The sequence below is a fragment of the Bradyrhizobium sp. 142 genome, from assembly GCF_023074015.1.
Taxonomy (GTDB): Bacteria; Pseudomonadota; Alphaproteobacteria; order Rhizobiales; family Xanthobacteraceae; genus Bradyrhizobium.
This window is the reverse complement of the sequence record NZ_JADPKQ010000224.1, coordinates 44,541-58,605: the sequence shown is the minus strand read 5'-3', so window position 1 is coordinate 58,605 and position 14,065 is coordinate 44,541. Positions and strand designations below refer to the sequence as shown.

Annotated in this window: 11 protein-coding genes; 3 read left to right on the top strand and 8 right to left on the bottom strand. The window is 65.0% G+C overall.

Features of this window, described 5'->3' with window-relative positions; genetic code table 11:
* Positions 1 to 189 precede the first annotated feature (189 nt).
* The 5 genes from IVA82_RS20850 to IVA82_RS20830 all read right to left on the bottom strand — a co-directional run bounded on the left by IVA82_RS20850 (position 190) and on the right by IVA82_RS20830 (position 7,151).
* Positions 190 to 1,344, bottom strand: a complete 1,155-nt coding sequence (locus tag IVA82_RS20850; protein WP_247388416.1) for an ABC transporter substrate-binding protein — start codon at positions 1,342 to 1,344, stop codon at positions 190 to 192.
* An 82-nt stretch (positions 1,345 to 1,426) separates the two neighbouring features.
* Positions 1,427 to 2,632 carry a 2Fe-2S iron-sulfur cluster-binding protein gene (locus IVA82_RS20845; protein WP_247388415.1) on the bottom strand — a complete coding sequence of 402 codons (1,206 nt, stop codon included), beginning with the start codon at positions 2,630 to 2,632 and terminating at the stop codon, positions 1,427 to 1,429.
* Positions 2,629 to 3,462 carry an FAD binding domain-containing protein gene (locus IVA82_RS20840; protein ID WP_247388414.1) on the bottom strand — a complete coding sequence of 278 codons (834 nt, stop codon included), beginning with the start codon at positions 3,460 to 3,462 and terminating at the stop codon, positions 2,629 to 2,631. The genes IVA82_RS20845 and IVA82_RS20840 overlap by 4 nt, the downstream gene beginning before the upstream one ends.
* Complete coding sequence (locus tag IVA82_RS20835; RefSeq protein WP_247388413.1) at positions 3,459 to 5,852, bottom strand: xanthine dehydrogenase family protein molybdopterin-binding subunit; 2,394 nt, start codon at positions 5,850 to 5,852, stop codon at positions 3,459 to 3,461. The genes IVA82_RS20840 and IVA82_RS20835 overlap by 4 nt, the downstream gene beginning before the upstream one ends.
* A 6-nt stretch (positions 5,853 to 5,858) precedes the next feature.
* Complete coding sequence (locus tag IVA82_RS20830; protein ID WP_247388412.1) at positions 5,859 to 7,151, bottom strand: amidohydrolase/deacetylase family metallohydrolase; 1,293 nt, start codon at positions 7,149 to 7,151, stop codon at positions 5,859 to 5,861.
* A gap of 156 nt (positions 7,152 to 7,307) precedes the next feature.
* On the opposite strand from IVA82_RS20830, the gene IVA82_RS20825 reads away from it, so the two are divergent.
* From IVA82_RS20825 to IVA82_RS20815, 3 genes are all read left to right on the top strand, one after another.
* A complete protein-coding gene (locus IVA82_RS20825) occupies positions 7,308 to 7,802 on the top strand; it encodes a MarR family transcriptional regulator (RefSeq protein ID WP_247388411.1) in 495 nt (164 codons plus the stop codon).
* 301 nt (positions 7,803 to 8,103) lie between these two features.
* The gene (locus tag IVA82_RS20820) at positions 8,104 to 9,522 is read left to right on the top strand and encodes a cytosine permease (RefSeq protein WP_247388410.1); all 1,419 of its coding nucleotides are present in this window, start codon (positions 8,104 to 8,106) and stop codon (positions 9,520 to 9,522) included.
* A gap of 9 nt (positions 9,523 to 9,531) precedes the next feature.
* Positions 9,532 to 10,470 carry an acetamidase/formamidase family protein gene (locus IVA82_RS20815; protein WP_247388409.1) on the top strand — a complete coding sequence of 313 codons (939 nt, stop codon included), beginning with the start codon at positions 9,532 to 9,534 and terminating at the stop codon, positions 10,468 to 10,470.
* Positions 10,471 to 10,608: 138 nt separating this feature from the next.
* On the opposite strand, the gene hydA is transcribed toward IVA82_RS20815, so the two are convergent.
* From hydA to IVA82_RS20800, 3 genes are read right to left on the bottom strand one after another with little or no spacing between them, the layout of a single operon-like run.
* Positions 10,609 to 12,018 (bottom strand): dihydropyrimidinase, encoded by a 1,410-nt coding sequence (gene hydA, locus IVA82_RS20810; RefSeq protein ID WP_247388408.1) that lies wholly within the window; start codon positions 12,016 to 12,018, stop codon positions 10,609 to 10,611.
* Between the two features lie 11 nt (positions 12,019 to 12,029).
* A complete protein-coding gene (locus IVA82_RS20805) occupies positions 12,030 to 12,770 on the bottom strand; it encodes an aspartate/glutamate racemase family protein (RefSeq protein WP_247388407.1) in 741 nt (246 codons plus the stop codon).
* 14 nt (positions 12,771 to 12,784) lie between these two features.
* Positions 12,785 to 13,957 (bottom strand): amidohydrolase family protein, encoded by a 1,173-nt coding sequence (locus IVA82_RS20800; protein ID WP_247388406.1) that lies wholly within the window; start codon positions 13,955 to 13,957, stop codon positions 12,785 to 12,787.
* Positions 13,958 to 14,065 lie beyond the last annotated feature (108 nt).

The following is a 14,065-nucleotide window of genomic DNA, read 5'->3' as shown; positions in this document are numbered from 1 at the left end:
CTCGTCCTTCGAGACGACCGCTCCGCGGTCTCCTCAGGATGAGGCTGAGCGGCATCGGAGCCCGTTGAAGCCGCTGCCGCGGACTCCATCCTCATCCTGAGGGCCCGCCCCAAGGCGGGCGTCTCGAAGGATCGGCCACAACAAGATCAGCCCATATGCGATCACCTTGCTCGCCCAGGGTTGCCAAGACTAGAGCGTCTTCATCTCGACCTTGCCCTCGTTGATCTCGATCAGATAGACGTTCGGCTGGCTCTGCCCGCTCTCCTTGCCTTCGGGACCGGACTTGCGGAACACGATGTCGCCGTTGAGCCCCTTCAGCCTGATGTCCCAGAACGCCGCCTTGATCGCCGCGGGCTCGGCCTTGCCCGCCTTCTCGATCGCGGCTGCCACGGTGCGGATACCGTCATACCCGCGGAAGCTCTCGGTGCAGCCGGCGAACTCGAAGCCGCGCTTCTTCCATTCGGCAATGAAGTAGCTGGTGGCTTCCGGATTCGGCGTCTTGTCCGGGAACCACGGCAGGAACGTCGTCAGATGCATGGTGCCGTTGGCGGCGGCTCCCGCCTGCGCGATGATCTGGTCCGGGTTCTGCGAACCGCCGGTGGTGATGATGCGCTTCGTCAGTCCCAGCGCGGCCGCCTGCTTGAAGATCAGCGTCAACTGATCGACCGCGGTGGTGACGATGACAGTCTCCGAATCCGAACTCTTGATCTTGGAGAGCTGCGCGCTCATGTCCTGCGCGCCCTGATCCATGGTCTCGACCAGGCCGATGCTGATCCCCTTGTCCTTCATCATCTTGGAGAAGTCCTCGGCGGTGCCGCGGCCCCAGTCGTTGTTGATGACGAGGAAGTCTACCTTCTTCAATGCGAGCTTATCGACGATGCCCCTGAACGCCGCGGCCTCGACCGCCGAGGGCGGCGAAATGCGGAAGATGAAGGGATTGCCAGTCGTGGTGATCTTGCCCGAGGACGAGGTCTCCACCACCATCGGCGTTTCATATTCGATCAGCTTCGGCATCACGGCCAGCGTCAGGCTCGAGCCCCAGGCGCCCATCAGGACCGGCACCTTGTCGCTGGTGATGAGCTTCTCGGCAACGGCGGCCGCTTCGGTCGGATTGCTCTTGTTGTCCTCGATCACGAGCTCGATCTTCTTGCCGAGAATGCCACCCTTGGCGTTGATCTCGTCGGCAGCGATCTTGGCACCATTGACGACGTAGGTGCCGGACGCCGCGAACGCGCCGGTGAGTGGTTGGTTGACGCCGATCTTGATGGTCTGCGCCTCCGCCGCTCCAGCGAACAGGGCTGCCGCCAGCGCGACTGCCGGAACAAGTCCGAGTGCTCGTGTCATTCTGTCTCTCCAATCCCACGCTGTTGATCCCTAGGCAATCCAAGCTTCATCGCTTCCGCGCTTGCGCGAACGCGCCGATCCGTCATCCCGCTCCGCCCGTCTTGGCGAAGAAGCGGCCAAAGATGCGCGCGAGGCGGGCGCGCAAGACATCGAAAATGATCGACAAGCCGCCGAGCTCCGCCGGAACCGTCTCGCGCAGCGGCGCACCCGACATGTGGCGGTCGAGATTGCCGGCGAAGTCCGCCACCAGGCGTCCGGCGAGATCGCGCACCAGACCGGGCCGGCCGACTTGGGCCAGCAATCCCGTGAGCGTGTACCCGATCGACAGCTCAACGGCGGTCGCACCGCCGTCATCGACGGGTACCAGGCGGTAGCGAATTTCACCTTGCGTCGCCGAGCGGCTGCGGCGGTCCGTGCCGATGCCGACGATGCGGCCGGTCAATGTTGCCGGATCGCGCTCGACGCGCGCGGCCCCCTCGAATGCGGCCGCAATCGGTCCCAGCCTGATGCGGATCGCACCTTCGATGCGTTCCGGCTTCGGCGCCGCCGTCAGCGATACGCCGGGAAGGCAGGCGGCGATGCTCTTGATGTCATCGAACATCGCAAACATTTTTGCTGGCGGGTGCGGCAGCGTGAAGCGCTGATCGAGAATGGTCGCCGGCGTGAAGTCCGGGATGAAGTCCGGTACGGGGCTCTCCGATGCCGGCGCGAACTCCTGCCGCACAGGCCGCAGCGGCTGTTCGTTGCCGCCAGGCGCAGCCCATCCCGAACCGGCGGGACCAAGGATGGTCCGGCCGCCGCCGGCTTGCGGCGCGATGTTGCGGGCGCGCCGGGCCTCGATCACCGACTGCACCGCCCGCACGATTCCGACATAGCCGGTGCAGCGGCAGAGGTTGCCGCTCAGGCCGACGCGGATCCGGCGCTCATCGCCATCCGGCAGACGCAGCACCAGGTCGCGTGCGGAGACCAGCATCCCCGGGGTACAATAGCCGCACTGCAAGGCATGCTCCCGGGTGAAGGCGGCACGAAGCTCGGCGGTGACCTCGTCCTCGTCGAGACCTTCGATCGTGGTGATGTCGGCGCCCTCGCAGGCCACGGCATAAGTGATGCAGGAGCGCGCCGGCACGCCGTCGAGCAGTACGGTACAGGCGCCGCAAACGCCGTGCTCGCAGCCGAGATGCGTGCCGGTCAGGTCGAGCTTGTCGCGGACGAAATCGGCAAGACTGGTGCGCGGCTCCGCCAGCACCTCCACCGCACGACGGTTGACGTTGAGGGCAATGGTATTCATGCCGCAGCCTCGTGAACGGCACGTTTCAACACGCTCACATGGATATGCCGCTGTACGGCGTCGCTGATGCCGGCCTTCGCAAGCAGGAGATCCGCGACGCGGGCGTCAAAACGCTGCTTGTAATCGGCGGCGATGCGCCCGCCGAACAGCTCCGCCGCATCGGTCACAACGATTGGCGCCGTGTCGATCGCACCGATCACGACTCGGGCGGTGGCGGCGGCCGGATCGACCAGGACCGCGCCGATGGCATGGGCAAACTCGCCAGTCTTGCGGCAGCTCTTGGCATAGCCCAAATGCGCCGAGACGGCTCGCGCCGGCACATGAATGGCCTCGACGATCTCGCCGGCCTGCAGCGCCGATTCGAGGGCGCCGACCACGAACGCCTCGATGGCCAGCGTGCGTGCGCCGGCAAGGCTGCGCAGCGTCAACCGCGCCCCCAGAGCCGCGAGCGCCGAGACCCAGTCCGCGGCGGGATCGGCATGGCTGAGCGACCCGCCGATCGTGCCGCGGTTGCGCACCGCGCGATAGGCGATGTTGGCAGCAACGCCGCGCATGGCGCCGCGCGTCACATCCGGCGCGCGTCCATCCTCGATATCGGCATGCGTGACCAGAGCCCCGAGCACAAGTTCGTCGCCGCAAATCTCGGCCTGCTTGAGCTCGGCAAGGCCAGAGATGTCGACGACCAGCTCCGGCTGCACCAGCCGCAAGTTCAGCATCGGCCCGAGCGATTGGCCGCCCGCGATGATCTTCGCCGATCTGTTCGCCGCAAGCATCGCCAGCGCCGCGTTGAGATCGCGTGGACGCTCATAGAAGAAAGGCGCGGGTTTCATGCCGCATTCCTTTCGGCGGCTTGCGCGGCCAGCACGGCCTCGACCACGCGAGGAGGCGTGATCGGCGACTGCATCATCTCGACGCCGAGGGGCCGCAGCGCATCGTTGACGGCGTTGGCGATCGCGGCAGGCGGCGCAATCGCACCGCCCTCGCCGATACCTTTGACGCCGAACTGCGTGTAGGGCGACGGCGTTTCCATGTGGTCAAGGCGCGCCGCCGGAACTTCGGTCGCGCCGGGAAGCAGATAGTCGGCAAGCGTCGTCGCCAGCGGCTGACCGGACGCATCGAACGGCATCTCTTCGTAGAGCGCGGTGCCGATCCCCTGGGCGAGACCGCCATAGATCTGGCCGTCGACGACCATCGGGTTGACCAGCACGCCGCCGTCCTCGACGATCACGTAGTCGAGGATCTCGACCTCGCCGACATCAGGGTCGACGGCAACGACGGCGGCATGCGCGGCATAGCTGAAAGTGCCGCTGTCGCGCGCGGGCTTGTAGCCCTGGGTCACTTCCAATCCGCCGGGATCGACGTCGGCTGGCAGATCCTGCGGGCGGCGATACCAGGTGTGGGCGATCGCCTGGAGGCTGACGCTGCCGTTGACGCCGCGCACCTCGCCGTTCTGCAACACCACCGCGGCCGGATCGTGCTGCAACAGTTTGGCGCCGATGCGCCTTGCACGTGCACCGAGCTCGCGGCAGGCCGCTGCCACTGCGCCGCCCGCCATGACCATCGAACGCGAGCCCCAGGTGCCGGTCGAATAGGGCGTCATCGCAGTATCGCCGAGAACGATGCGCACCTTTGCGACGTCTATTCCCAGCATCTCATGGGCGACCTGCGCGAGCGTCGTCTCCATGCCCTGCCCGTGCGAATGCACGCCGACGCGCAGCTCGAGGCCACCGTCCGGCGTCAGCCGCGCCGATGCCTGCTCATGGCCCGGAACCATCGGGATGCCCCAGCCGGCATAGACTGACGTGCCGTGCGCGGCCTGCTCGCAATAGATGGAGACGCCGACGCCGATCCGGCGGCCGTCAGCCTCACCCTGGCTTTGCTTGGCGCGAACGGCAGCCACGTCGACCGCGGCGAGCGCGCGCCGCATGGCTTGCGGATAATCGCCGCTGTCGAAGTGCTTCCTGGTGATGTTGTCGAACGGCATCTGCTCCGGTCGCACCAGGTTGCGCAGCCGCACCTCGCCGGGTTCGAGACCGGCCTCCGCCGCCACGAGGTCGAGCATCAATTCCAGCGCGAAGCACACCCCGGTGCGCGCCACGCCGCGATAAGGCAGGATCGGGCATTTGTTGGTGGCGACCGAAAAGGTGCGGCAGCGATAGGCCGGCATCCGGTAGGGGCCGGGCAGGATGCTCGCGACCTGCGCAGCTTCGAGGCAGGCCGAGAACGGATAGGACGAATAGGCGCCGGAATCGACAGTCGCCTCGCAATCGATGCCGCGCAGCGTGCCGTCGCGATCGGCATAGACCGTGATCCTATAATGGTGCTCGCGGCAATTGGAGCTGGCAACGAGATGCTCGCGGCGATCCTCGATCCAGCGCACGGGATGGCCGCGGCGCATCGTCAGCCAGGACAGGCAGACCTCTTCAGGCAGCAGAATTCCCTTGTGTCCGAATCCGCCGCCGACATCAGGCGAGATGACGCGGATCCGGCCCTCTTCCATTCCGAGGCATTCAGCAAGGCCGCTGCGCGTGATGTGGGGCATCTGGGCCGCGGAATGCAACGTGAGTTGATCGAGCCTCGGATCGAAGCTCGCGACCACGCCGCGGCCTTCGAGCGGCGACATGCATTGCCGCGCGGTCGAGATCTCGCGCGTCACCTTGATCGGCGCGTCCAGGGCGGCGGAGATATCGACCTCGTAATTGGTTTCGAGGAAGACGTTGTCGCCCCAATGCTCGTGCACCAGGGCAGAGCCCGGGTCGCGCGCCTTCAGCATGTCGTAGACCGCAGGCAGTTCCTCGAGGTCGAGCGTCACCGATGCCGCGATGTCCTCGGCCTCGGCCCGAGTCGGCGCGACGCACATCGCGACGAGCTCGCCGACCTGGCGCACCTTTCCAAAGGCCAGCACCGGCTGCTCCGAGATCTTGAAGCCCGGAAGTGCCGACACAGCGCGGATCGGGCTGACACCGGAAAGATCCGCCGCCGTGAAGACGCTGCCGCGATAGCGCTCGGGCACATGAATGCCGCGGATCCGCGCATGCGCCAGCGGGCTGCGAACGAAGGCGACGTCTTGAAGAGCCGCGACGCGAATGTCGGCAACGAACTGGCCGCGGCCGCGCATCAGCCGGTCGTCCTCCTTGCGCGGCAGCCGGGCGCCCACGCCCTGCCCAGACCCGCCAGAAGGAAACTTTCGCTCGCTGCGCACGCCGGCGCTCTCCTTCAAATGGGCCTACGCCGCGACAGCCTGCGGCAAGATCGGCGCGACCGCGTCAAACCGCGTCCCGGCGCGCAGGCAGAACGCCGGCTGCAACAGGCGCTCGGCGATCACTTCGTTCTTTTCATTGTCGCTCAGGACGAAGCGGCCATTCCGCTCCGTGAGGACGGAGACGTCCGCATCCCTGCCGACCCTAAGCGCGCCGATCTGCTCGCTGCGGCCGAGCATCTTGGCCGGATTGGAGGTGACCATCGGCACCACCTGCTCGAGCGACAGGCCGAGCGCCATCATCGAACTCATCGCCTGGACCAGGCTGAACTTGGCCTGCCCGGCAAAGGGATGGTTCTCCTCATCCTCGTGCTCGTCCGGAGTTCCGGCCGGCGCAGGCACGTGGGTGTTGTAGCCGTGAATGTCGGCGCCCAGCGTGGTCGGAACAATGCCGGCGGCAATCGCCTTCTTGGCGAGGCGATACGAGAAATGGCTGCCGTGGCCGACGTCGACCTTCAGGCCGCGATCGAGCGCCGCCTGGATCACCGGATGCACCTCACCCTCGCGATTGACGAAGCCGCCAGGATGACGCGTGAACGGATGGGCAAGGATATCGCCCTCGCGGAGAAGCGGAACGACGCGCGTCAAAATGGTGTCCGCGTCCTCACCATTGGCGCCGCTCTCGGGCAGCCCCCAGAGCTGACCGAAATGCACATAGACCGGCAGATCGGCGCGCCGGCCGATCTCCGCCGCCATCTCGATGACGCGAATGCCCCAGCGCGCGAAGCCGCCGATCTCGGCATGAGCCTTGATGCCGCGCACGATATCGAGATTGGCCATCGCCGAGTTGACGGTCGCATCGATGTCGACGCCGTCGGGACTATAAAGCTTCGGATAGTAGTGTCCCTCAAGTCCGCCGACGAGATAGGCGGACAGAAAAGCATAGACGCGCGAGGTCGCCTGCTCCGCGATGAAATGACGGAAGCCAGGCAGCGTCATGCAAGATGGACCACCCTGATCGACTAGCGTCGTCACACCCGACTGCACACCGACCATGTCGGCGTTCATGCCAAAGCGGCCGGAGACATATTGATAGACATGCGCGTGGGTGTCGATCAGCCCGGGCAGCACGAGCTTGCCGCCGACGTCGACCACTTCCCTGGCGCTGGTCGGCAGAATGTCCGACGCGACCGCCGCGATCTTGCCGTTACGGATGGCGACGTCCCTGATGCCGTCCACGCCGGACGCCGGACAGATCACGCGGCCGCCTCGCAGCAGCAGGTCGAAGCTGGCAGTGACGGACGTGGCGCTGACGGACATGGCGCTCTCCTCTACTTCCGCAGGCGGTGGCTCCGCCCGAATACGAAGCATGCTTCGTATTTTGACAAGAGCAAACTTCGTGCCATCATCGGGTGGTGGCGAGCGCATTCGAATCGAGCTAAGCGCGGCGGAGTTTCAGGGCTGGGAGAGCGTGCAGTGCGGCAAGCAAAGAAACGTCGCAGCGGGGGCAAGCATCGCCCCTGGCCATTGTCCCAACGTCCCGGATATTTGATCCGGCGGCTGCATCAGATTCACGTCGCGCTGTTTCAGGAAGCATGCAGCGCGTTCGAGGTCACACCACTGCAATACAGCCTGCTCTCCGCATTGGCGGTGCGCGAAACCGCCGATCAGACCACTTTGGCGGCCGATATCGCGCTGGATCGGACGACAACGACCGGCGCACTGAAGCGGCTTGCCGCGCGCGGCCTGGTCGAACGCGCCGTCAACAAGGACGATCGCAGGGCACGATCGTGCCGGTTGACGCCGGCAGGCGCCGCCCTGCTGGTCAAGATCGAGGGCCCGGCACGAGAGGCGCACCGCGCGACGCTCGGTGATTTGAGCGTGCGGGAACAAACATTGTTCGTCGAAATGATGCAGCGCATCGTCGCCGGCAACCCCAGCCGCGACAACGCTACTGCCCTATTCGATTAGCCGCCGACATCACGCGGCTGCCGCACTTTTGGAGTTGGGCTGCCCAATTTATCATCGCACCGCTGCCCGCCGACGCAACACCGCGGACTTCATGCGGGCCCGCAGGCGGGACGCAACTGCCCCGCGCCATGGTCCAGCGAAGCGGCACGTGAGGTTGGCCGGCGCTTGAAAATTCAGGCGCAATCCGATGTCGCACCGGCACCATCAAGCAGCCGCACAAGCCCCTGCTCCGGCAACGCGGCGCGCAATGGCACGATTTATGCTGCGACGATACGAAGCGTGCTTCGTATTGGGGGATGTCATGACGGATTCCGAACTTCGCGCCGACGTTCACAGCATCGAGCCAATTCCTGATGCGGACCGGGACTCGACCGGACCGCAGCAGATGTGGATCTGGGCGGGAGCCAATATTGCTCCGGTCAACTGGGCGCTCGGCGCCCTCGGCATCATCCTGAAGCTCGGACTGATGGAAACGATCGCGGTCATCGTGCTCGGCAACATCGTCGGCTGCGCGATCTTCGCCGCCTTCACAGTGATGGGGCACAAGACCGGCGTCAACCAGATGGTGCTCAGCCGATCCGCGTTCGGCGTCCGCGGCGCCTACCTGCCAAGCATCCTGATGTTCGTGATGACGCTGGGCTGGATCGGCGTGAACACCTACTTCCCGGTGAAGATTTCGATCGGCATCCTCGGCCAGTTCGGCGTTCCCGACACCTGGCTGATCGAGATCGTCATCATCACGGTGGTGATGGCCGCTCAGGTCCTGATCGGGGTCTACGGCTTCTACGCGATCCGCACCTTCGAGAAATACACGGTGCCGCCGACTATCGCCATCATGGTGCTGATGAGCATTTTGGCGTGGACCCGGCCCGGTGTCGTCAATTGGGGACTGGCAACGTCGCTGCCGCCCGGTGCGCACCTTGCGATGCTGAGCCTGCTCACGACGGCGATCGGTGTCGGCTGGGGCATTTCCTGGGTCACTTGGGCGTCCGACTATTCGCGCTTCGTGCCGAAAAACGTGCCTGCGAAATCCGTGTTCTGGTACAGCTACATCGGCATGTTCGTGCCGACGGTCTGGCTCGGCATTCTCGGCGCGACCATCGCCTCGACGACGCTCGACACCGATCCGGCCAAGATGGTCAGCGCGGTGTTCGGCGGTCCGGTCAGCATCCTGGTCCTGCTGATGGTGCTGCATGGCCCGATCGCCACCAACATCCTCAACGTCTACTCGGCGACGCTGGCGGCCCTGAGCGCAGGGCTCAAGTTCTCGCGGTTCTGGCTCACGCTGATCGTCGGCGTCGCCGGTTATCTGGTCACGCTGTACTTCATCTTCGCGCCGTCTTTCGCCAAGGCGTTCGACAACTGGATGATCAGCCTGCTGCTGTGGATGAGCCCGTGGGCCGGCGTGGTGCTCGCGGACTTCTTTGTCAAGCGGAAGGGCAAGATCGACGTCGCCGAGCTTTATCGCTCGCCCGAGACCAGCGCTTATGGCGAGATCAACTGGGCCGGCATGATCGCCTTTCTTGCGGGTCTCGTCGCCGGTTGGCTGGTGGAAGACGGCCTGGTCGGCGCGCTGCAGGGACCGATCTCGATCAACTTGCTTGGCGGCGCCGATCTGAGCTGGCTGTTCGGAATCGGGGTCTCGGGCCTGGTCTATCTTGGGCTGAGCAAGCGTGTCACCTCGCCGTCTTCGATCGTTGCGAGCGGCGCTGGACGGTGAAGGCGGATCATGGATTTCGTGCTTCGATCCACACCCGGAAACGTCCAATGGGGACTGTGGGATGGACGGCTGAAGCCGGCACTCCGGATCGCATCCGGAGACTGCGTCACCATCGAAACGCTGTCGGGCGAGCCGGACGATCTGCCTGATTCCTCGCTCGGCTTTGACATCGTGCCCGGACATGCCGACGTGCTGGCAAGCACGTTTCGTGGTCCGGGCCCGCATTTGCTCACCGGACCGATCCACATCGAGGGCGCCGAGCCTGGCGACGTCCTCGAGGTGCGCGTGCTGAACATCGAACTGCGCTGCAACTGGGGCTGGAATCTCCAGGTCCCCACGCTCGGCACGCTGCCGGAGGATTTTCCCGAGTTTCGCCGCATCCACATTCCGCTGGACCGCGCACGCAACGTCGCCAAACTCCCGTGGGGGCAGGAGCTGCCGCTCGCCTTGTTCTTCGGCAATTTCGGCGTCGCGCCGCCGCCGGCATGGGGCCGGCTGTCCTCAAAGGAGCCGCGAGCCTTCGGCGGCAACATGGACAACAAGGAGCTTGGCGCCGGCAGCACGGTCTATTTTCCCGTATTCGTGCCGGGCGCGCTGTTCTCCGCGGGCGACGGTCACGCGCTTCAGGGCGACGGCGAAGTCTGCCTGACCGCGATCGAGGCCGCGCTTACCGGCACCTTCGAATTCCATGTTCGCCGCGATCTTCGCCTCGCCTCGCCGCGCGCCGAAACAGCGTCCGACTGGATCACCATGGGGTTCGATGAAGATCTCGATGATGCGGCCAAGGCGGCGCTGCGCGACATGATCGCACTGATCCGCGAGCATAGCGGGCTCGGTGCGCAGGACGCCTATACGCTTTGCTCGATCGCGGCCGACCTTCGGGTCACACAAATGGTCGATGGCAACAAGGGCATTCACTGCGTCCTGGCAAAATCCCGCATGCCCTGATCGTTCGGACGACGGCTAGGACTGCACGGCTGTTCGACAGATACGGCATCATCGATAAATCAGCCACCTTAGCCATCCACGGCTGCGATCCGGCAAATTGACGGCAGGCACAGTTGCGCAGCAACGTGTCGAGCCCAATCAGATCAAGCTCGACTTGCCGCGGCTCAGCACTTTGCCCGCGCCCTTGTCGCCGACGATCTTGCCGTGCTCGCACACCACGCGGCCTCGCGCGATCGTGGTGACGGGCCAGCCGGTGACCTCGAACCCTTCCCAGGGCGTGTAGTCGGAGCCGTGGTGCAGGTCGGTCTGCCGGATCGGCTTGGTCAGCTTAGGATCCCACAGCACGATATCCGCATCGAAGCCGACGCCGATCGAGCCCTTGCGCGGATAGAGGCCGTAGATGCGCGCATGGTTGGTCGCGGTCAGCTCGACGAATTTCTGCAGCGTGATCCGTCCCTTCGAGACGCCTTCCGAGAACAGGATCGGCAGCCGCGTCTCGACACCGGGAATGCCGTTCGGCACCCAGCGAAACGAGGTGCGGGAATTCGGCGTCAGCTTGCCCTGGGGATCGTTGTAGCGGAACGGACAATGGTCCGACGAGAAGGTCTGGAACACGCCGGTGGTGATGCCTTCCCAGATCGCCTGCTGGCTTTCGGCATCGCGCGGCGGCGGCGAGCAGACGTATTTGGCGCCGCTGATGTCCATGTTCAGGCCCTTCATGTTGTCGGCCGTGAGCGTGATGTATTGTGGACAGGTCTCCGCATGCACCGGCAGTCCGCGCTGCTGGGCCCAGCGCACCTGCTCCATCGCCTCGCGTCCGGAGACGTGAACGATCATGATGGGAACGCCGATCACTTCGGCATGGCTGATCGCACGATGCGTCGCCTCGCGCTCGACCGCCTGGGGCCGGGACACGCCGTGATAATAGGGCGCGATGTGGCCTTCACGTTCGAGCTTCGCGGTGAGGAAGCGGATGGCGTCGTAGCCCTCGCAATGGACCATGACCAGCGCCTCCTCGCGACGCGCGACGTCGAAGACCTCGAGCAACTGCTTGTCGCTGAGCACGAGGTCGTCATAGGTCATGAATACCTTGAACGAGGTGTAGCCGTCTTTCACCAGCGCCGGCAGCTCCTGCCCGAGCACGACCGCGGTCGGATCGGAGATGATGAGGTGGAACGCCGTGTCGATATAGCACTCGCCCTTGGCAAGCTTGCGGTAGTTCTCGACGCAGGTCCGCAGCGAGGTGCCCTTCTCCTGGAGCGCGAAGGGCAGCACCATAGTGTTGCCGCCGGCCGCCGCCGCACGCGTGGCCGAGGCAAAATCATCGGCCATCACCACGTCGGGCCCTGAGGCCTGCGAGATGTGGACGTGGCTGTCGATCCCGCCCGGCAGCGCCAGCAGCCCCGTCGCGTCGATCTCGCGCGCCGCGCCCTCGATGCTGTCGGCAATGCTGACGATGCGGCCGTCGCGGATGCCGATATCCGCGCGAAACTCGTCGCTGGCCGTCACGATGGTGCCGCCGCGAATGGCAAGATCGAGCTGGGTCACTTGCATCTCCGTCACTTGATGACCGCCGATGTCTGGAAGATCCGGCCCCAATCGGCAAGAGCCCCGATGTCGCCGCCAGCCAGCTCCAGGGTCCGCCACAGCGTGACCGCCACCGAATCGAGCACGGCGATATCCAATTCCCGCTCCAGCGCGGCGGCCAGCGCGGCCCCGTCGAGATTGGTGCAGAGGATGACGACGGCATCGACGCCCTCCGCCGCTACCGCGCGGATCATGCCGGCGATCGTCGCAGGTGCAACCTCGCCGAAGGAGAAATTGTCGCGCAGCCCGAGATGCCGGTCCGCATGCAGAGCGATGCCCTCCTCGGCCCAAACGTCACCGATGCGACGCTGCACATCGTCGGTATAGGGCGAAACCAGACCGACCCGTCTGGCGCCGAGCGTACCTACGGCATCGATGCAGGCGAGCGTCGACGTCGTTGCGGGCATGCCCGTGCGCCCCGTGATCGCCGCGCAAAGGCTTTTGTCGCGATCGATACCAAGCCAGCTCGCTGAGGTGCCGTTCCAGGCGATCGCATCAACCTTGGCATCCGCCAGCAGATCCGCCGCCGGCAGCATCACGGATGTGTCGAATTGATTCAGCGCCACAGTGTCGAGCGCAATCTCGGTGACGCGGAAGCGCGAGAAATGCGCGGAGACGCCGTCGATACCGGCCAGCATGGCACTGGTGACGGGCTCGAGCACGGAATTGGACGACGGCGTGATCATGCCCAGCCGCTTGCGCATGACGCTCATCCTCCAGCGGCTCTTCAACGGTCTTGCTTGACGGGGACGACATTGTGTCTGGCCCACAGCGTCTCGGCAACCCTCTGAGCTTCACGGACCAGTTCGGCACCATCGGCATTCAGCAGGCGCCCCTCTTCGATCACGATGCGGCCGTCGACGATGACAGTCCGGACATTGTTACCATTGCCCGACCATACCAGGGCGCCAAATCCGTCGATGACCGGCGCAAGCGTCGGTTCGGACAGGTCGAGCAAAACCAGATCGGCCTTCTTCCCGACGGTAATCGACCCGATCTCGTCACCCAGCCCGAGCGCTTCGGCCCCGGCCTGCGTCGCCCATCGGAGTGCCGCTCGCGCGTTCAACCCGTCCGTTTCACCACGTATCCGCTGCATCGCGACGGCCCAGCGCATCGCCTCGAACATGTCACCCGAAAATGTATCGGTGCACAACGCCATGCGGGCGCCACGGCGCTCGATGGAAGCCGCCGGCGCAATGCGGCCAGTCTTGGCATTGCCGATCGGTGTATAGGCCATGGTGGCTTTCGCTGCTCCAAGAGCGGTCTCGTCGCTGGCCGTCATGTGGATGCAGTGCGCGGCAATCAGCCGCTGATTCAGCAGACCGGCAGCTTCGAGCACCTCGACCGGCGATCGCCCGCTACGGGCCAGGGTCTGAGAAACCTCGATTGGGCTCTGACAGACATGGGTGTGAACATTGCCACCATATCGTTGCACGAGATCTGCGACCTGACGCAGCAGATCATCCGAGCACGTATCCGGCGCGTGTGGGGCAAAATCGCACCTGATCCGACCGTTGTCGTGGCCTTGCCAACGCTCGATCAGTGCGACGTTCTCCGCGATGCTTGCTGCACCGATCGCAGCCGAATATTCGTAGCGCTTCTGCGTCAAGGCCTCCGGATCGGCATCGTGGATCCGGCCGGCTATGACCGCGCGAGAGCCTAGTTCGAAATGAGCCTTGGCCAGCGCCTTAGGGTACCGGTAAAAATCGACAATCGTCGTCGAGCCCGTACGCAGCATTTCGTAGACGCCGAGCCGCGACAAGGCGGCGGCCTCGCCCTCGGTCAGCCGGTGTCCCTGCGGAATTCCAGCCGTGAACATCGGCGCAAAGCCGAGATCTTCGATCATTCCGCGTGTAATCATCAACGGCGTATGATTGTGAACGTTGACCAGCCCCGGCATCACGAGCCGCTCGCGCGCACCGATCGTGCGCGCTGGCGACCAGCGCATCGCGACCTCGTCGCCATCGCCAACGTCCGCGATGCGGCCGTTTTCGATGGCAATCGCACC

Excerpts from the sequence above, each read along its gene's own strand:
- IVA82_RS20850 (WP_247388416.1), bottom strand. The coding sequence starts at position 1,344 with ATGACACGAGCACTCGGACTTGTTCCGGCAGTCGCGCTGGCGGCAGCC.
- IVA82_RS20840 (WP_247388414.1), bottom strand. The coding sequence starts at position 3,462 with ATGAAACCCGCGCCTTTCTTCTATGAGCGTCCACGCGATCTCAACGCG.
- IVA82_RS20805 (WP_247388407.1), bottom strand. The coding sequence starts at position 12,770 with ATGAGCGTCATGCGCAAGCGGCTGGGCATGATCACGCCGTCGTCCAAT.
- IVA82_RS20830 (WP_247388412.1), bottom strand. The coding sequence starts at position 7,151 with ATGTCCGTCAGCGCCACGTCCGTCACTGCCAGCTTCGACCTGCTGCTG.
- IVA82_RS20815 (WP_247388409.1), top strand. The coding sequence starts at position 9,532 with ATGGATTTCGTGCTTCGATCCACACCCGGAAACGTCCAATGGGGACTG.
- IVA82_RS20845 (WP_247388415.1), bottom strand. The coding sequence starts at position 2,632 with ATGAATACCATTGCCCTCAACGTCAACCGTCGTGCGGTGGAGGTGCTG.
- IVA82_RS20800 (WP_247388406.1), bottom strand. The coding sequence starts at position 13,957 with ATGCCGGGGCTGGTCAACGTTCACAATCATACGCCGTTGATGATTACA.
- IVA82_RS20820 (WP_247388410.1), top strand. The coding sequence starts at position 8,104 with ATGACGGATTCCGAACTTCGCGCCGACGTTCACAGCATCGAGCCAATT.